The sequence below is a fragment of the Streptomyces sp. NPDC021020 genome, from assembly GCF_044333285.1.
GTDB lineage: Bacteria > Actinomycetota > Actinomycetes > Streptomycetales > Streptomycetaceae > Actinacidiphila.
The window spans coordinates 1,001,408-1,018,174 of sequence record NZ_JBIRQQ010000001.1 but is presented as its reverse complement, the minus strand read 5'-3'; the positions used below and the strand labels follow the sequence as shown (position 1 = coordinate 1,018,174).

The 16,767-nt window shown below is 74.1% G+C and carries 13 protein-coding genes; 2 read left to right on the top strand and 11 right to left on the bottom strand.

Annotation, left to right across the window (positions count from 1 at the left end):
* Positions 1-476 precede the first annotated feature (476 nt).
* From ACH4SL_RS04435 to ACH4SL_RS04400, 8 genes are all read right to left on the bottom strand, one after another.
* On the bottom strand, positions 477-1,091 hold the full coding sequence (locus ACH4SL_RS04435) for a hypothetical protein (RefSeq protein ID WP_398441862.1): 615 nt from the start codon (positions 1,089-1,091) through the stop codon (positions 477-479).
* A 102-nt stretch (positions 1,092-1,193) separates the two neighbouring features.
* Positions 1,194-2,645 carry an adenosylhomocysteinase gene (gene ahcY / locus ACH4SL_RS04430; RefSeq protein WP_398441861.1) on the bottom strand — a complete coding sequence of 484 codons (1,452 nt, stop codon included), beginning with the start codon at positions 2,643-2,645 and terminating at the stop codon, positions 1,194-1,196.
* 231 nt (positions 2,646-2,876) lie between these two features.
* Positions 2,877-3,836 carry a cation diffusion facilitator family transporter gene (locus ACH4SL_RS04425; protein WP_398441860.1) on the bottom strand — a complete coding sequence of 320 codons (960 nt, stop codon included), beginning with the start codon at positions 3,834-3,836 and terminating at the stop codon, positions 2,877-2,879.
* 29 nt (positions 3,837-3,865) lie between these two features.
* Positions 3,866-5,089, bottom strand: coding sequence for a mannose-6-phosphate isomerase, class I (manA, locus tag ACH4SL_RS04420; RefSeq protein ID WP_398441859.1), 1,224 nt, complete (start codon positions 5,087-5,089; stop codon positions 3,866-3,868).
* 5 nt (positions 5,090-5,094) lie between these two features.
* The gene (locus ACH4SL_RS04415) at positions 5,095-6,234 is read right to left on the bottom strand and encodes an SIS domain-containing protein (RefSeq protein WP_398441858.1); all 1,140 of its coding nucleotides are present in this window, start codon (positions 6,232-6,234) and stop codon (positions 5,095-5,097) included.
* 141 nt (positions 6,235-6,375) lie between these two features.
* Positions 6,376-6,555, bottom strand: a complete 180-nt coding sequence (locus ACH4SL_RS04410; protein WP_398441857.1) for a Trm112 family protein — start codon at positions 6,553-6,555, stop codon at positions 6,376-6,378.
* A gap of 196 nt (positions 6,556-6,751) precedes the next feature.
* The gene (locus ACH4SL_RS04405; RefSeq protein ID WP_398441856.1) at positions 6,752-8,110 is read right to left on the bottom strand and encodes a phosphomannomutase/phosphoglucomutase; all 1,359 of its coding nucleotides are present in this window, start codon (positions 8,108-8,110) and stop codon (positions 6,752-6,754) included.
* Between the two features lie 144 nt (positions 8,111-8,254).
* Complete coding sequence (locus tag ACH4SL_RS04400; protein WP_398441913.1) at positions 8,255-8,713, bottom strand: DUF3499 domain-containing protein; 459 nt, start codon at positions 8,711-8,713, stop codon at positions 8,255-8,257.
* Between the two features lie 238 nt (positions 8,714-8,951).
* On the opposite strand from ACH4SL_RS04400, the gene ACH4SL_RS04395 reads away from it, so the two are divergent.
* The gene (locus tag ACH4SL_RS04395; RefSeq protein ID WP_398441855.1) at positions 8,952-9,395 is read left to right on the top strand and encodes a metallopeptidase family protein; all 444 of its coding nucleotides are present in this window, start codon (positions 8,952-8,954) and stop codon (positions 9,393-9,395) included.
* 123 nt (positions 9,396-9,518) lie between these two features.
* Here the strand turns inward: ACH4SL_RS04395 and ACH4SL_RS04390 are convergent, their stop codons facing one another.
* From ACH4SL_RS04390 to ACH4SL_RS04380, 3 genes are all read right to left on the bottom strand, one after another.
* A complete protein-coding gene (locus ACH4SL_RS04390; RefSeq protein ID WP_398441854.1) occupies positions 9,519-11,009 on the bottom strand; it encodes a DUF5719 family protein in 1,491 nt (496 codons plus the stop codon).
* Entirely contained in the window at positions 11,006-14,869 is a 3,864-nt protein-coding gene (locus ACH4SL_RS04385) for a glycosyltransferase (RefSeq protein ID WP_398441853.1), read from the bottom strand. The genes ACH4SL_RS04390 and ACH4SL_RS04385 overlap by 4 nt, the downstream gene beginning before the upstream one ends.
* A gap of 278 nt (positions 14,870-15,147) precedes the next feature.
* The gene (locus tag ACH4SL_RS04380; protein ID WP_031519519.1) at positions 15,148-15,411 is read right to left on the bottom strand and encodes a WhiB family transcriptional regulator; all 264 of its coding nucleotides are present in this window, start codon (positions 15,409-15,411) and stop codon (positions 15,148-15,150) included.
* 734 nt (positions 15,412-16,145) lie between these two features.
* Between ACH4SL_RS04380 and ACH4SL_RS04375 the strand changes: the two genes are divergently transcribed.
* On the top strand, positions 16,146-16,757 hold the full coding sequence (locus ACH4SL_RS04375; RefSeq protein WP_398441852.1) for a cysteine dioxygenase: 612 nt from the start codon (positions 16,146-16,148) through the stop codon (positions 16,755-16,757).
* Positions 16,758-16,767: the final 10 nt, after the last annotated feature.

The window sequence follows — 16,767 nt, the reverse complement described above, 5'->3', positions numbered from 1 at the left end:
CGTTCGTCCTGAGCCAGGATCAAACTCTCCGTGAATGTATACCGGGTAATCCCGGAAACAACACGCAAGAGCGGGACAGCCCGGAGGAATAATCCAGGCCGTCCACAGCGTCCTCGCTGTGTTTTTCTTCAAAGGAACCTCATCACGCACCACAGAGGTACGCGACGGGGTATCAACATATCTGGCGTTGACTTTTGGCACGCTGTTGAGTTCTCAAGGAACGGAAGCTTCCTTCGAGACCGTTTCACCGGCCCCTCCGGGCTTTCCCTTCGTTGTGTTCCGACTCTATCAGAAGATTTCCGGTCGGAATTACCATCCGGCTTCCGGGGACACGGGTGCCCCGCTCAGGATTTCTCCCGAATCGGAACGGAGGTGTCTTCGTCTGCCCTCATGGCAAGGTGCTGCATTGTTCACGGCTGGACGGGCCAGCTCCTGACAACCGTTCTAATCTACCTCCCACCCCCACACGCGTCAAATCAGGGGAAGGTGGACGGCGGGGTGTCGAGGTCTTCCAGCTCGATGCCGGGTGCCGCGAGGACGACGTCGCCGGCGAGGTGGACCTCGTGCTGCTCTCCGGTGGCGAGGTCGGACACCAGGAAGTTGTCCACAGGCAGAAAACCGGCGTCGGCCGGATGTGCTGTCCTGGACACCAGGGACCAGGACTGGTCGACGTTCAGGGGTGCGAGCACGGGGGGCCGGAATGACACGAGACGGACGCGCTTGGCAGGGCCGCCCGGGGCGAGGCGGAGGAGTCTCGCGGTGGCGATCAGGAACGCGGGCGAGGCACCGGTGAAGGCGTGCGCGGAGGCGTTGCCCTCCTGCGCGTGCTCGCCGGAGGGGTCGCTGCGGACCCAGGTGACGCCGTCCAGGGCGGCGGCGCGGACCTGCCACGACGCGGCGTGGAGTTCGAGGCGGACGGGGCGGCCGAGGTCGTCGACGGTCAGGTCGACCGAGCCGGCGTGGCTGCCGTCCGGGTGCGTGGTCTGGGCGGTGTAGCGCCAGCCGGAGGGACCGGTGGCGCAGTGGAAGTGCTCTTCTCCCAAGGGGGTGTGGTCATGGGTGTCGTGGAACGAGTAGCGGCCGCGGGGCATGGTGGGTTCTCTGGATCTGGCGAGGCCCCCGCCTCCGGGTGGAGGCGGGGGCCCGCGTGGTGCGGTCCGCCCGGGCGGGGCCGGGCGGCTGGGCGCCGTGGATCAGTAGCGGTAGTGGTCGGGCTTGTAGGGGCCCTCGACCTTGACGCCGATGTAGGAGGCCTGCTCCGGGCGCAGGGTGGTGAGCCTGACGCCGAGGGCGTCGAGGTGGAGGCGGGCGACCTTCTCGTCGAGGTGCTTGGGGAGCACGTAGACGCCGATCGGGTATTCCTCCGGCTTGGTGAAGAGCTCGACCTGGGCCAGCGTCTGGTCGGTGAAGGAGTTCGACATCACGAAGGACGGGTGTCCGGTGGCGTTGCCGAGGTTGAGCAGGCGGCCCTCCGACAGGACGATGAGCTTCTTGCCGTCCGGGAAGGTCCAGGTGTGGACCTGCGGCTTGACCTCGTCCTTGACGATGCCGGGGATCTTGGCCAGGCCCGCCATGTCGATCTCGTTGTCGAAGTGGCCGATGTTGCCGACGATCGCCTGGTGCTTCATCCGGCTCATGTCGGAGGCCATGATGATGTCGCGGTTGCCGGTCGTGGTGACGAAGATGTCGGCGGTCTCGACCACGTCGTCGAGAGTGGCGACCTGGTAGCCGTCCATCGCGGCCTGGAGGGCGCAGATGGGGTCGATCTCGGTGATGATCACCCGGGCGCCCTGGCCGCGCAGGGATTCGGCGCAGCCCTTGCCGACGTCGCCGTAGCCGCAGACGACGGCGACCTTGCCGCCGATCAGGACGTCGGTGGCGCGGTTGATGCCGTCGACGAGGGAGTGCCGGCAGCCGTACTTGTTGTCGAACTTCGACTTGGTGACGGCGTCGTTGACGTTGATCGCCGGGAAGAGCAGCGTGCCTTCCTGCTGCATCTCGTACAGGCGGTGGACGCCGGTGGTGGTCTCCTCGGTGACACCGCGGATCTCGGAGGCGAGCTGCGTCCACTTCTGCGGGCTCTCACCGAGGGTGCGGCGCAGCAGGGCGAGGATGTAGCCGTACTCCTCGCTGTCCTGCTCGGTCGTCGCGGGGACGGATCCGGCCTTCTCGAACTCGACGCCCTTGTGGACGAGCAGGGTGGCGTCGCCGCCGTCGTCCAGGATCATGTTGGGGCCGCCGGTGGCGGTGCCGGGCCAGGTCAGGGCCTGCTCGGTGCACCACCAGTACTCTTCGAGGGATTCGCCCTTCCAGGCGAAGACGGGGACGCCCTGCGGGTTGTCGGGGGTGCCGTCGGGGCCGACCGCGATGGCGGCGGCGGCGTGGTCCTGGGTGGAGAAGATGTTGCAGGACGCCCAGCGGACCTGCGCGCCGAGCGCGACGAGGGTCTCGATGAGGACGGCGGTCTGCACGGTCATGTGCAGGGAGCCGGTGATGCGGGCGCCGGCCAGCGGCTGCGTGGGGCCGTACTCGGCGCGCAGCGCCATCAGGCCGGGCATCTCGTGCTCGGCGAGGGTGATCTCCTTGCGGCCGAAGACGGCGAGGGAGAGATCCGCGACCTTGAAGTCGGTGGCGGTGGTGGTCATACGGGCTGCTCCTCGGTGCGATCGAGGTGGACGGGGATGCGGCGCGGCCGCAGAGCGACGGTGTGTCGCCCGGGGGCGGGCACACGTGTCCCCTTGCGGCAGCGCAATCCGTCGGAGGCCCTCTCTCCCTCGGCCGGTCACCGTGGGGCGACCGCCCGACCGCCATCAGCAGCGACGTCTGGCTCTCCACGAATCTACACCGGTGACCCGTGCGCCCGCAGGTACGCGTGGTCAGCGCCCGCCCGGGGTCTGGTCGGGGTCGGGGCCGGCCGCCGCGGCGGCTTCGCTGTAGATGTCGGGTTCGAGGTAGATGACGCGGGCGAAGGGTTCGGCGGCGCGGATGCGCTCCTCGGCCGCGTCGATGGCGCGGGCGACCTCGGCGGCGGTGTCGTCGTGCTGGACGGCGACCTTGGCGGCGACCAGCAGTTCCTCCGGGCCGAGGTGCAGGGTGCGCATGTGGATGACGGAGGTGACGGTGTCGCCGTCCACGGCCGCGGCGCGGATGCGTTCGAGGGATTCGGGGTTGGCGCCCTCGCCGATGAGCAGGGACTTCGTCTCGGCCGCCAGGACGAGGGCGATGCAGATCAGCAGGGCGCCGATGCACAGGGTGCCGACGCCGTCCCACACACCGCTGTCGGTGGCCAGGGACAGGCCGACGCCGAGCAGGGCGAGCACCAGGCCGATGAGGGCGCCGAAGTCCTCCAGCAGCACCACGGGCAGCTCGGGCGCCTTGGCCCGGCGGATGTACTCGACCCAGGACATCGAGCCGCGGGTGTGGTTGGACTCCTTGACGGCGGTGCGGAAGGAGGTGCCCTCGGCGGCGAGGGCGAAGATCAGCACGCCGACCGGCCAGTACCAGCGGTCGATGGTGTGCGGGTGGCGGACCTTCTCATAGCCCTCGTAGAGGGCGAACATGCCGCCGACGGAGAAGAGGACGATCGAGACGAGGAAGGCGTAGACGTAGCGCTCCCGGCCGTAGCCGAAGGGGTGCTCCTCGCTGGCGGCGCGCTTGGCCTTCTTGCCGCCGATGAGCAGCAGGGCCTGGTTGCCGGAGTCGGCGAGGGAGTGCACGCCCTCGGCGAGCATCGACGACGAGCCGCTGAACGCGAAGGCCACGAACTTCGACGCGGCGATCGCGAGGTTGGCGCTCAGTGCCGCGACGATCGCCCTGGTTCCGCCTGAGGCGCTCATGTGTGCTGGGTGTCCCTTCCGTCGGTGCGTCAGGCGGCGACGGTGGCGCGGAAGACCGTGCCCTCGCCGCTGAGTTCGGTGTGCTCGCCGGCGCGGATCCAGCACGACTCGCCGGGGCCGAGGGCGAGCTCCGCGGCGGCGCCGCCGGACGGATCGGCGTCAGGGGTGCGCAGGCGTACCTCGCCCGCGGTGCACAGCAGGATCTGCGGGGCGTCGCGGTCGAGGGTGCGGGGGCCGGAGCCGGGGGCCAGGACGTAGCGGGAGAGCCGGAATTCGTCGATGGGCGCGGCGTACAGCTCCTCGCCGTCGGGGCCGGCCTCGGGGCGCAGGACGCCGGGGTCGCCGGCCTCGAAGCGGACGATGCGCAGGAGTTCGGGTACGTCGATGTGCTTGGGGGTGAGGCCGCAGCGCAGCACGTTGTCGGAGTTGGCCATGATCTCGACGCCGAGGCCGTCGAGGTAGGCGTGCGGGACTCCGGCGCCGAGGTAGAGGGCCTCGCCGGGCTGGAGGCGGACGTAGCTGAGCAGCATGGCGGCGATGACGCCGCGGTCGCCGGGGAAGTGGTGCGCGGCCTTGGCGTACGCGGCGTAGTCGGCGGCGTACGGGGTGCCGGGGGTCTCGGCGAGCCGGGCGGCGGCCTCGGCGGCGGCGTGCACGGTGCCGGCCATCTCGGCGGGGTCGGCGCCGAGGACGGCGGCGAGGACCTCGCGCAGCGCCCGGTCCTCGGGGTGGGCGCGCAGGATGTCGGCGTAGGGCACGAGGGCGTCGACGCCGAGCGCGTCGATGAGGGCGGCGGCCTCGGTCGGCCGGCGGAAGCCGCACAGGCCTTCGAAGGGCGTCAGGGCCACGAGCATCTCGGGCTTGTGGTTGGCGTCCTTGTAGTTGCGGTGCGGGGCGTCGATCGGGACACCGCGGGCCTCCTCGTCGGCGAACCCGGCCCTGGCCTGCGCGAGGTCGGGGTGGACCTGCATCGACAGCGGTGTGCCCGCGGCGAGCACCTTGAACAGGAAGGGCAGGCGCGGGCCGAAGCGCTTGACGGTGGCCTCGCCGAGTTCGGCCGCGGGGTCGGCGTCGATGAGCGCGTCGAGGGCCTCGGGGCCGGCGCCGCGGTCGAGTCGGGAGGGGGTGCCGGGGTGGGCGCCCATCCACAGTTCGGCCTGCGGCTCGCCGGTCGGCTCGGTGCCGAGCAGCGCGGGGATGGCGGTGGTGGAGCCCCAGGCGTAGGGGCGGACGGTGTTGCGGAGGCGGTTCATGCCGATCATGGTCTCTCGGTCGAGGCGACGGCCAGGTAAACGGCGGCGAAATCGGTCAGGGCGAGGATGTCCGCGGCAATGTGCAGGTCGCTGCCGCCGGGCGCGGCGATCTCGCTGAGCGGGGTGTCGTGGGCGTAGGCCTGCTCGCGGGCGGCCGGGGCGGCGGAGCCGGGCTGGTCGGGAGCTTCCTGGAGCAGCACGATGCGCAGCCGCAGCCCGTCGGAGTCCTCGACGCGGTCGCGGAAGAAGTCGTCGGCGTCGGCTGTGAGGGCGTGGCTGCCGGCCTGGAGCGGGCCGTGCAGGCCGAGCGCGGCGGGCAGTTCGGCGCTGAGGGCCGGCCGTCCGGCGCGGACGCCGAGGACGGCGGCGAAGCGGCGGGCGCAGGCCGCGGCGATCCGGCCCTGGCTCCACAGCAGCGGGAGGGCGTCGGCGAGTTCGGCGGCCAGCGTCTTGGCGGGGTTGGTGTAGGTGGCGACGGCCGGGCCGCAGCGGGCGGCGGTCGCGTCGAGGGTGTCGGCGAGCGCGTGGAGTTCCGCGGCGGGCGCGGTGACCAGGCCGAGCCGGTCGGTGAGGGCGAGCAGCGGGGTGAGCAGCGCCCAGAAGGCGCCGGTGTCGTCGCCCGGGTCGGTGGCGGCGTCCTGCGCGGTGTCGCCGGGGGCGGTGGCCGCGAAGGGCAGGGCGAGGCCGCGGACCTGCGCGACGGCGTCGGCGAGCGGCGCCTTGGCGGGGGTGACGGCCACTGCCGTGCAGCCGCGCCGGTAGGCCTGCTCGACCAGGTCGGTGAGGCCCTGTTCGGTGCCGCGCGGGGAGATCAGCACGAGCAGGTCGAGGGAGCCGGCCCAGCCCGGCAGCGTCCAGCGGGAGCGCTCGGGGCTGGGGCCGGTGGGGGCGAGCTGCTGCACCGGGCAGCTGCCGGACGCGAGGGCGGTGAGGAGGTCGGCGACGGCGGCGGCGTCGGGCCCGCTGCCGGCGACCATGACCGTGCGGGGCCGCCCGTCGGGCCGCAACTCGCCCAGGCCGGCCTCGTCGGCGAGCCGCAGCGCGGTGCGGACCCGGGCGCCGGCGGCGGCGACCCCGCGGAGCAGCCCGTGGGTGTCGGCGCGGGCGAGGCTCTCGGGGTCCTCCAGCAGCGACTCGTCGAACAAGGCGGTCTCCGTGGGTCGGGTGCGGGCGGGGCCGGGTGCGGGGCGGCGCTCGCACGGGGCGCTCCGGCGCGCGCGGGCGGCCGAAACGCCTCGGGCGACCGGCCGCGGCGGCGACGCCCGGACAGTGGCGGGCGGGACGGCTCAGCCGGGGCGGCGGGCCTCGTCGACCAGCAGCACCGGGATGTCGTCCTTGACCGGGTAGGCCAGACCGCAGTCGGCGGAGGTGCACACGAGCTCCGCCGCGTCCTCGTCCTCGCGGAGCGGGGCGTGGCAGGCCGGGCAGACGAGGATGTCCAGAAGGCTGGCTTCCACGAGCGGCATGTGCGGTGTCCTCCGGGCGGTGTGCGGCCGGCGGTGACCGGCCGGGCCGTGTACGGGCGCGGGGTGCGCGGGTCTGGCGCGTCCCCGCTGCCGGGTAGGTGCCCCGGCGTGTGCCCGCCAGCCTATAGCCGCGCCCCTGACGGGGACACAGGACGGGTCGCCGGGGGCGCGGTGTGGCGGGCGGCGGGCCGTCGGGTCAGCCGCGGACGAGGGCGAGGACCTGGTCGCGGATGCGGGCGACTGCGGCGGGGTCGGCCGCCTCGACGTTGAGCCGCAGCAGCGGCTCGGTGTTGGAGGCGCGGAGGTTGAACCACCAGTCGGCGGCGCTGACGGTGAGGCCGTCGAGGTCGTCGAAGGTGACGCCCTCCTGGCCGGTGAAGGCGGCGCGGACGGCGGCGGTGCGGCCTGCCTGGTCGGCGACGGTGCTGTTGATCTCCCCGGAGGCCGCGTAGCGGTCGTACGCGCCGACCAGGGCGGACAGCGGGCCGTCCTGGCCTCCGAGGGCCGCGAGCAGGTGGAGGGCGGCGAGCATGCCGGTGTCGGCGTTCCAGAAGTCGCGGAAGTAGTAGTGCGCGGAGTGCTCGCCGCCGAAGACGGCCCCGGTGGCGGCCATCTCCTGCTTGATGAAGGAGTGGCCGACGCGGGTGCGCACGGGGACGCCGCCCTGCTCGGTGACGACCTCGGGGACGGTCCGCGAGGTGATCAGGTTGTGGATGATCGTGGCGCCGGGGTGCCGGGCCAGCTCGCGCGCCGCGACCAGGGCGGTGACGGCGGACGGTGAGACGCCCTCGCCGCGCTCGTCGACGGCGAAGCAGCGGTCGGCGTCGCCGTCGAAGGCCAGGCCGATGTCGGCGCCGGTGTCGCGGACGCGCTGCTGGAGGTCGACGAGGTTCTTCGGGTCGAGCGGGTTGGCCTCGTGGTGGGGGAAGGTGCCGTCGAGCTCGAAGTACATGGGCACGAGGTCGACGGGCAGCCCGGCGAGCACGGTCGGCACGGTGTGGCCGCCCATGCCGTTGCCCGCGTCCACGACGACCTTCAGCGGGCGCATGCCGGACAGGTCGACGAGCGAGCGCAGGAAGTCGGCGTAGTCGCCGAGCACGTCCCGGTCGGTGACAGTGCCGGGGGTGGCGGCGCCTGCCGGGACGCCGGTCTCCAGCCACTGCTCGGCGAGCGCGCGGATGTCGGTGAGCCCGGTGTCCTGGCCGACGGGCGCGGCGCCGGCGCGGCACATCTTGATGCCGTTGTACTGCGCCGGGTTGTGGCTCGCGGTGAACATGGCGCCGGGCAGGCCGAGCCGCCCGCTGGCGAAGTACAGCTCGTCGGTGGAGCACAGCCCGATACGGGTGACGTCGGCGCCGCGTGAGGCGGCGCCGCGTGCGAAGGCGTCGGACAGCGCGGGGGACGAGGGCCGCATGTCGTGGCCGACGACGATCGCGTCCGCGCCGGTGACGGTGGCGAAGGCGGCGCCGAAGATCTCCGCGAGCGGGGTGTCCCACTGGTCGGGTACGACTCCGCGTACGTCGTAGGCCTTGACCAGCTGCGACAAATCGGCCACTGCACACCTCTGCTGTACGGATCACGGACGGTGCGGGTCACGCACGTCGGGCGGCGCCCGGCGCGGGGCCCGGACGGGGCCGCGGCGCTGTGCCGCGGTGGCCCCACAACCTACCCCGGGGGACCCGGGCGGGCGGGTTGAGGGCTACTCCGGCGAGCGCAGCACCCGCAGGTGGCCGCGGCGGGCGACCTCCAGCGGGTCGATGTCGCGGGCGCCGGGCCGGGCGCGCTCCTGCGGGCGGGCGGCCTCGCGTACGGCGTTGGCAAGCGCTTCCAGGTCGTCGCCGCTGGGCCGCACCGGGCCGGTGTCGACGGCGAGCCGGACGACCTCCCAGCCGCGCGGCGCGGTCAGCCGCTCGGAGTGCTCGGAGCACAGGTCGTAGCAGTGCGGCTCGGCATAGGTGGCGAGGGGGCCGAGGACGGCCGTGGAGTCCGCGTAGACGTACGTCAGCGTCGCGACGGCGGGGCGGCCGCAAGCGGTGCGCGAACAGCGACGTACAGGGCTCACGACGTTGGACGGTACCGCACTCTTGAGCGGGCCGCGACGACTCTCCGCAGGCTCACCCGGTCGTGTCGTGGCGGCGCCCCTACCCGGGGCACGGATGCCGCCGCCGCACTGGCCTGCGGCGATACGGCGGGGGCCGGTGGCGGGCGGGGACACGGCGCGGACGGACGTGACGGCGGCACGTGCCACCGCGGGGGCTCCGGCTGGCGCGTTTCCGTCACTTTCATGGCCTGATGCGGTCTGATCCCCGGCGCGCGATGACGATAAGGGGGCCGCGGTCGCCCGCGGTGTCCGCGGGCCGCGACACCGGTGCGGACCGGGAGCTAGGCTCACGCTGATGGACAGTACGGTTCCGCCTCCCTCCGACCCGCGTCCGCGGCATCGCGACCGGCACGGCCGCGGCATGCGCGGGCCCATCGCACCGCCGCAGGTGCCGCTCGCGGTGTCGCGCGCCGACGCGTTCGACGACCTGGTCAGGGATGCCGCCGACCGGCTGGAGCGGCGCTGGCCGCAGCTGGCCGACGTGGAATTCGCGGTGCAGGAGGTGCCCTGGCCGCAGGACGGCCCGGGTACCGACGGCGAGGCGGTGCCGCTGGGGCGGCTGGTCGGCGCGGACAAGGGGCGGCCGAACCGGATCGTGGTCTACCGGCGCCCGGTGGAGATCCGCGCCAAGAGCCGCGACGAGCGGGCGCTGCTGGTGCACGAGGTGGTCGTGGAGCAGGTCGCGGAGCTGCTCGGGCTGTCCCCGGAGAACGTCGACCCGAAGTACGGCGAGGACTGAGGCCGCCGCGCGTGTGACGCGGCTGTGTGCCACGGCGTGGCAGTGTGCCACGGCGCTGCAATGTGCCACGGCGTGGCAGTACACCGGTCCGCGCGCCCCTTCCCCGGGGCGCGCGGCCGCGGGCTACCTGCCGAGGATCTTCAGGTCCGGCGCGGCCTGCGGCACCTGGACCGTGGAGCGGTCGTCCGACATCGGCTGGATGGTGAACATGGGCACCCCGTCCAGCGGGAGCGCCAGCTCGCGTGAGGCGTACAGGGTGCCGCCGGAGAGCCGTTCGACGGTCACCGGGAAGGAGTCCTTGCCGGGGACGGGGGCGAGGAGCTGGATCGCCGTGGTGGTGCCGGCCTTGACGACGACGGTGCGCGACACCGGCGTGCCGCCCGCCTTGCCCGGCGACGAGGTGACCTTGACGCGGGTCTCCTTGTCGGGGGCGGTCAGCGCGAGCGTGGAGGCCTTGTCGCGGTTGTCGGCGGCGGTGGCACGGGTGCCGACGGCGGCGGTCGCGGGCAGGAACGCCAGCTCCTGCTTGCCGGCCTTGCCGCGGGTGACGACCAGGCCCGCGACGACCGGCACGGGGCTGTGCGCCTTGCTGGAGGTGATCACCAGCGAGCCGGGGTCGCCCTTGGTGACGTCGCCCAGGTCGACGGCGGCGGTCATACCCGCTTTGACGTGCAGCGTCTCGTGGTCGGCCGGGGAGATCATGCCCGTGCTGGTGGCCAGCTTGAGGTTCAGGTCGGCGTCGTCGGAGCCGGTCGCGTAGGCGACGAGGCGGACGGAGACGGCGTCGGCGGGGATGCCGGGCATGACCAGCGTGTCGGCGGGTTCGGCGGCGGGCTGCAGCCAGTCGGCGCCCTTGCCGGCGGAGGTGGCCTGGATCGCGGCGCCGACGCGGCCGCTGCGGACGACGACGTGGACGGTCAGGTCCTGGACCTTCTGGGCGATCAGCGTCGACAGCAGCACCGGCTCGGCGCCCTTGCCGGGCACCGTGATGCCGTCGCCGGAGGACGCCTTGACCAGCCCGTCGGGGCCGTACAGCTCGACGTCCACGACGGCGGGGGTGTCGTCGGGGTCGACCAGGTGGAGGTAGTCCTGGCGGCCGTCGGCGGTGCTGGCGCCGGCGAACCAGAACTCGCTGTCGGGCGTGACGCAGGAGGTGCCGAGCAGTCCGCGGCCGGGTCCGGCGTCGACGACGGTGGTCTGGGCGACGCTCCAGCCGGGCGCGAGGGGCCCGTCGGCGGTGCCGATCAGGGCGGGCGCGTCGGGCTTGTCGGTGGTGTAGGCGACCGCCCTGCCGGTCTGCTTCAGCGGCGGCGACAGCGGTGCGGGCTTCGCCGCGGTGGTGAGCAGCTGGGCACTGCCCGGGGTGCCGGCGGTGGTGCCCGCGGGCTGGTCGGACAGCGACGCCGCCTGCGGGGTGAAGGACGCGTAGGTGGTGTCGGCGAATTCCGACGGGGAGGGCGACGGGCACACCGTCGTGGTGCGCTGCACCGGCAGCCGGGTCGAGGAGCCCGCGGGGGCGGCCGCCGTGTCGTCGCCGCCGTTCAGCGAGGCGGCGCCGACGAGGACGGCGAGGACGAGGACGGCGCCGCCCAGGGAGAGGGTGCTGCGGTTCACTGCTGGTCGCTCCCGTCGCGGCGGTGGTCGCCTTCTGCGTAGTACGTCCCGTCGTCGCGGTAGCCCGCGGGGTCGGTGCCGTAGCCGGGCTGCTGCCCGCCGTAGGGCGCCTGCTCGCCGTACCCGCCGTCCGGCTGCTGCCCGTAGGCGTCGTAGCCGGGCTGCTGGGCGCCCTGGGGGTAGCCGTACGGGTCGGCGCCGTAGCCGCCCTGCTGCTCGTAACCAGTGCCCTGGCCCGCGGGGTAGGGCTGCTGCTCCCACTGCTGCTGGCCGGCGGGGTAGCCGGCGTAGTACGGGTCGGCGTCCGGCGCGGCGCCGGGGGCGGGGACGGCGTACGGGTCGTAGCCGGCTTCGGAGGGCTCGTAGCCGCCCTCGGCCTCCTCGTAGGCCCCCTCGTAGCCCTGGGCCGGCTCGTACGGGCCCTGCGCGGGGTCGTAGGGCTCCTGCGTCCCGTCGTCGCCCGCGGCGGGCTCGGCGCCCTCCTGGGCGGCCGCGAGCGCGGCGGCCTCCGCTTCGGCGGCGGCCTGCAGGCGGCGGGCGCGGCGGCCGCCCTCGCCGCCCTGCGCGGGGATCTCCGCGGCGGCGGCCGCGGCGGCCGCGGCCTCGGCCTCCGGCAGGTCGTCGTCGATCTCGCGGCGCCTTCCGGGCAGCGCGAGCACGAGCACGACGAGCAGCAGGAAGGCCTGGACGCCCAGCCAGCCGATGTGGGTGACCGGTTCCTCGAACGTGACGTCGAGGCGGCCGCCGGACGCGGGCAGCTCGAAGCCCTGCGCCCATCCGTCGACGGTGGTCGGCGTCAGGCGGCTGCCGTCCAGGGTGGCCTGCCAGCCGGACGACGCGGAATCGGCCAGCCGCAGCACGCGCCCTTGCGGGCCCGCGGGCACCTTGGTGTGCGCCTCGATCAGGCCGGAGGGGACGGAGACCGGGGCGGCGCCCTTGGCGGTGATCGTCACGCGGGACACGGCGGTGTCGACGCGCCACAGCTCGCTGCCGTCGGCCTGGCTGACGCGGGAGAGGCCCGGCGTGCCGTCGAGGACGCGGCCCACCTCGCGGGGGGTGTCCTTCTGCGCCAGGACGTACCGCACGGCGTACTTGGCGAGCCTGCTGCCCTGGTCGGCGCCGGAGCCCGCGACGAGGTTGGCGACGAGCGAGTCGAGGTCGCGGTCGCGCGGGGCCTGGGCGGCGATCTCGGCGTCACCGATGTGCACGCCGGAGCCGCGCACCAGCGCGTACGAGATGTGGCCGGGCTTCCCGGTGAGCACGAGGGTGCGGGCGTGGTCGCTGGTGGTGGACTCCTCCGCGACGAACGCGGGCACCTGCTGCGGGTCGCGGCGGGCCAGCGGTCCGTCGGCGCCGTGCGCGACCCACGTGGCGGCGGCCAGCAGCGGCGCGGCCGCCGCGGCCAGCGCGACGAGGCCCGCGACGGGCTGCCGCCAGCCGAAGCCGCTCGCGGCGATGCGCTCGTTGGCGCCCTCCGCGCCGACCACCGCGGCGGACAGCAGCGCGAGGCCGTAGACGAGCGTGGCGGGCCCGGCCCAGGCGTGGCCGTTCTCGACGACGGCGAAGAGCAGGCCGGTCGCCGCGGCGGCCCACGCGGCGAGCACCGCGGTGCGGCGGCTGTCGCGCAGCAGCGCGGCGAGGGCGGCCAGCACGATGCCGACCAGCAGCACCCCGCCGGAGGCCTTGGGGCCGCCGGGGCCGAGCAGCGCCAGGTCGAGACCGGACACGCTCCCGCTGCCGTACGGCAGCCCGGCCTCGTCGAGCATCCGCCCGGGGTGCGCGAGCAGCGTCAGGGACCAGGGCGCGAGCAGCACCATCGGGGTGACCAGCAGCGCGGCCGAGCGCAGGAGGTGCGGGACGAGCAGCGCGCCGCGGCCCGTCGCCAGCCGCCACGCGAGGACGCCGGCGGCGAGAACCAGCGCAATGGGCCACGTGATCGGGGTGAAGGCCGTGGTGAAGGTGAGCATCAGGGCGAGTGCCCAGGTGGCGCGCCAGCTCGGCCGGGCCCCGCGGTCCAGGGCCGCGGCGCCGAGCTGCAGTCCGGCGGAGGCCACGGCGGCGCGCGCCATCGGCGGCAGCAGGATGGCCAGCACCGCGGTGCCGAGCCGCCCGGTGGCGAGCGCGCCGGTGGCGGCGGGCAGGAAGGCGTACGCGACCGAGGCCCACGCACGGACCAGCCGGGATTCGGCCAGCGGGCGGGAGGCGAAGTAGGCGGCCACTCCGGCGAGCGGCACGGAGGCGACCAGCAGCAGGGTCAGCGTCAGGCTCGTGGAGCCGAACAGCACGGTCGAGAAGAGCCCGAGGACGGCGAGGTACGGCGGTGCCGACTCGGTGCCGCCAGTGCCGAGCGCGTGCCACGAACCGGCGTAGCTGCGCCACAGGTCGGAGGCGCCGGAACCGGCGGGCAGCAGGGCGCCGCCGTAGAGGGTGCCGCCGCCGAGCAGCGAGCGGCAGGCGGCGAGGGAGACGACGAGCAGCACCACGAAGAGCATCGGGCCGGGTTTGCGGGCGATGCGCTTGAGGCGCGCGAACTGCTCGATCTCCAGGAAGTCGCCGTCCTCGTCACCGGGTCCCGACTCGATGGCGCCGCCGTGCCGGCCGGCGGCCGCGGCGGAGGCGTCGGCCCGGCCGGCGATGTTGCTGACGACCTGGTCGACGGTGGCGCGCACGGTCGCGCCGGGCGGCGGGAAGAGCGGGCGCAGCTCGGCGGGTTCGACATTGCCGCGGCCGCGCGCGCGGCGGGCGCCGAGCAGGCGTCCGGGGCGCACCAGCACGCCGAGCAGGCCGACGATCTCGTCGACGGCCTGGCCGGGCACCTTGCCGACGAGGTAGGCGAGGGTGCGCAGCAGGGTGCCGACGACGATGCGCAGCGCCACGTAAGGCAGCAGCGGGCCGCGGGTGTTGGCCAGCAGGGTGTAGACGGCGCCGGCCTTGTCGACGCGGTGCGGGTTGACGGCCGAGCGTCCGGCGCAGTCGACCGGGCGGCGCTCCCGGGAGGCGGCCTCGGCGTGCCACAGCACGGCGTCGGGGGCGACGTAGACGCTGTGCCCGGCGGCCTGGGCGCGCCAGCAGAAGTCGACGTCGTCGCGCATCAGGGGCAGCCGGCGGTCGAAGCCGCCCAGCGCCTCCCACACGTCGCGGCGCACCAGCATGCCCGCGGAGGACACCGAGAGCACCTGGCGGACCTGGTCGTGCTGGCCCTGGTCCTGCTCGCGGCGCTCCAGGGCCGTCCAGCGGCGGCCGCTGCGGGCGATGCTGACGCCCACTTCGAGCAGCTGCCTGCGGTCGTACCAGCTGCGCAGTTTGGGGCCGACGACGGCGGCCGACGGGGTGCTGTCGGCGATCCGCAGCAGGGCGGACAGCGCGCCGGGGTCGGGCTCGCAGTCGTCGTGCAGCAGCCACAGCCACTGCACGGGCTCGCCCTGCCGCGACTGCCCGGCCGCGCCGCCGTCGCCGAACGGGTCGTCGTCGGGGTCGGTGTAGGGGTCGTCGTTCCACTGCCGGCCGACGGGGTCCCAGCCGCCGGCGCGCGGGGCGAGGTAGGGCAGGTCGTCGGCGGTGAGCGGGACGGCGGTGCGGACGCACTCGTCGACGGCCGCGCCGAAGGACGTGCGCCGGGCGAGGTGCAGGACGCGCTGGTCGCCGAGGGATTCGGCGAGCAGCCGTGCGGAGTCGTCGGCGCTGCCGGTGTCGGCGGCGACGACGTCCTGGACGGGACGGTCCTGGGTGAGCAGACCTGCGAGGGCCTTGGGCAGCCAGCGGGCCCCGTCGTGTGCGACCAGCACGGCGGTGACGACATGGCGCGGGAACTCAGGGGTGCCGGCCGGATGGACGGCCGGTGCTGGGCTGTTCACGGACATCGAGGTTTCGGCCCCGGTTCGCTGGACTGCGGTGGACGCCGGTGCCCGCGTACTGCGGGGGTGGCGTCTCGGACGGCCCCCCACACTAACGGCTCACACGGGTGCCACCGCCTGACGGGAGTCCGGAGCGGGAACGACGGCAGCCCGCCCGGCGTGCGCGGGGGCATGCCGGGCGGGCTGCGGAGCGGGTGGCCCCGGCCGCCGGCCGGGAGCGGCCCGCGGGCGTCCGGCCGCTGGTCAGGGGGCCGGGACGGGTACGCGGGCGGATGCGTCGGCGGTCAGACGACGCCCTTCTTCAGACGGCGGCGCTCGCGCTCGGACAGGCCGCCCCAGATGCCGAAGCGCTCGTCGTTGGCGAGGGCGTACTCAAGGCAGTCGGAACGGACTTCACACGCGAGGCAGACCTTCTTCGCCTCACGTGTGGAACCGCCCTTTTCGGGGAAGAACGACTCCGGGTCGGTCTGCGCACACAGGGCGCGCTCCTGCCAGCCGAGTTCCTCGTCGGCCTCCTCGGCCAGCAGCAACTGGAACTGCTCGGTCATGCGCGCCCCTCGTCTGTCGTGCTTCCCCGTGGTGTGGGCCGTCCGCGCGTGCGGCTGAACGACACGAGTGAAATTACAAGTGCGGCGATCCGGGCGAGTCAAGCCGAGATCTGCTATTGAGCCCGTTATTCACTCCGCTGAACCAAGACGTAACGGTAAGTGCTGTAATCAGAACAAAAGCCCGGAACCGTCAACCGTCGTCCGGTCGTCCAACCCTCACACCCCGTCAGACGCTGCGGCTGTGCGCCGCGTTCCGCCCGTACGGATGAAGGGGTGCGGATCACATTTCGATCACAGGAACACCCGCCCGAGGAGACCGTTCGACCGCGTGCGCGACGGTGCCGCGGCGGCCGGACGAATTCCCCCGGGGCCGGCGCGTCCGACAATCGGAATGCCATGGACGTACGGGGTCACGGTTGTCGCTGCACCTATCCCCACACCCCCGAGCACAAACCTTTCGGCATCGCGGGGCGCCTGATCAGGTGAAAGAAGGGCGACAAACCGGACATTCATTTGACAGCAGGTCCCCTCGACCGGTCTCCTTGACACATGCCTGCCGAGCCCCACGTGACGACCCGGACCCGCCGCCGCGCGTCCTGCCGTGTCGCGCTCGCGCAGAACTGCTGTTGTCCCTGCCGCTGTCGCTGAGCCCCGCCCGGGGCCGCGCCGCCCGCACCCGCGGCCCAGGCGCCTCACCCACGCCACTCGCGCACACCTCCAGGGACACCCGTCACATGTATGCCGCGCACCCCGCTCACCTGCCGTCCGAGCACCCCGCCCGCACCGCGCTCCCCGCGCCCTCCGGCGCGGCCGACGCCTACGGCGCGTACGGCCCGGCGGTGTCCGACGTCGCCATCGCCGGCGACCCGCTCGCCCTGCCGCACCTGCTGCCGCCGGTGCCGCAGCACCCCGCCACGGTGGCCGACTTCGCCGGGCTCGCCCGCGCCGTCGCGGCCGACCGCGCGCAGTGGGAGCCGCTGGTCCGCTACGACGCCACCACCCGCTGGTACGCCCGGCTGCGCACCGGCCCCGGCTACGAGGTGTGGCTGCTCAGCTGGCTCCCCGGCCAGGGCAGCGGCCTGCACGACCACGGCCCCTCCTCCGGCGTGCTGACCGTGCTCGCCGGCAGCCTGCGCGAGAGCGCGCGCGGCGCGACCGGGGCGGCGGTCCGGGTGCTCGGCGCGGGCGCGCAGCGCGCCTTCGCGCCCGGCTACGTGCACGAGGTCGTCAACGACAGCCTGGAACCCGCGGTCAGTCTGCACGTCTACTTCCCCGGCCTGACCGAGATGACCCCGCAGCGCTGCAACTCCCCGGCGGCCGCCGCCGTGCCGCAGCCCGCCCGCTGAGCCGCACACC

Coding starts and splice junctions, on each gene's coding strand:
- ACH4SL_RS04435 (WP_398441862.1), bottom strand. CDS start 1,091: ATGCCCCGCGGCCGCTACTCGTTCCACGACACCCATGACCACACCCCC.
- ahcY (WP_398441861.1), bottom strand. CDS start 2,645: ATGACCACCACCGCCACCGACTTCAAGGTCGCGGATCTCTCCCTCGCC.
- ACH4SL_RS04425 (WP_398441860.1), bottom strand. CDS start 3,836: ATGAGCGCCTCAGGCGGAACCAGGGCGATCGTCGCGGCACTGAGCGCC.
- manA (WP_398441859.1), bottom strand. CDS start 5,089: ATGAACCGCCTCCGCAACACCGTCCGCCCCTACGCCTGGGGCTCCACC.
- ACH4SL_RS04410 (WP_398441857.1), bottom strand. CDS start 6,555: ATGCCGCTCGTGGAAGCCAGCCTTCTGGACATCCTCGTCTGCCCGGCC.
- ACH4SL_RS04395 (WP_398441855.1), top strand. CDS start 8,952: ATGGACAGTACGGTTCCGCCTCCCTCCGACCCGCGTCCGCGGCATCGC.
- ACH4SL_RS04385 (WP_398441853.1), bottom strand. CDS start 14,869: ATGTCCGTGAACAGCCCAGCACCGGCCGTCCATCCGGCCGGCACCCCT.
- ACH4SL_RS04380 (WP_031519519.1), bottom strand. CDS start 15,411: ATGACCGAGCAGTTCCAGTTGCTGCTGGCCGAGGAGGCCGACGAGGAA.
- ACH4SL_RS04375 (WP_398441852.1), top strand. CDS start 16,146: ATGTATGCCGCGCACCCCGCTCACCTGCCGTCCGAGCACCCCGCCCGC.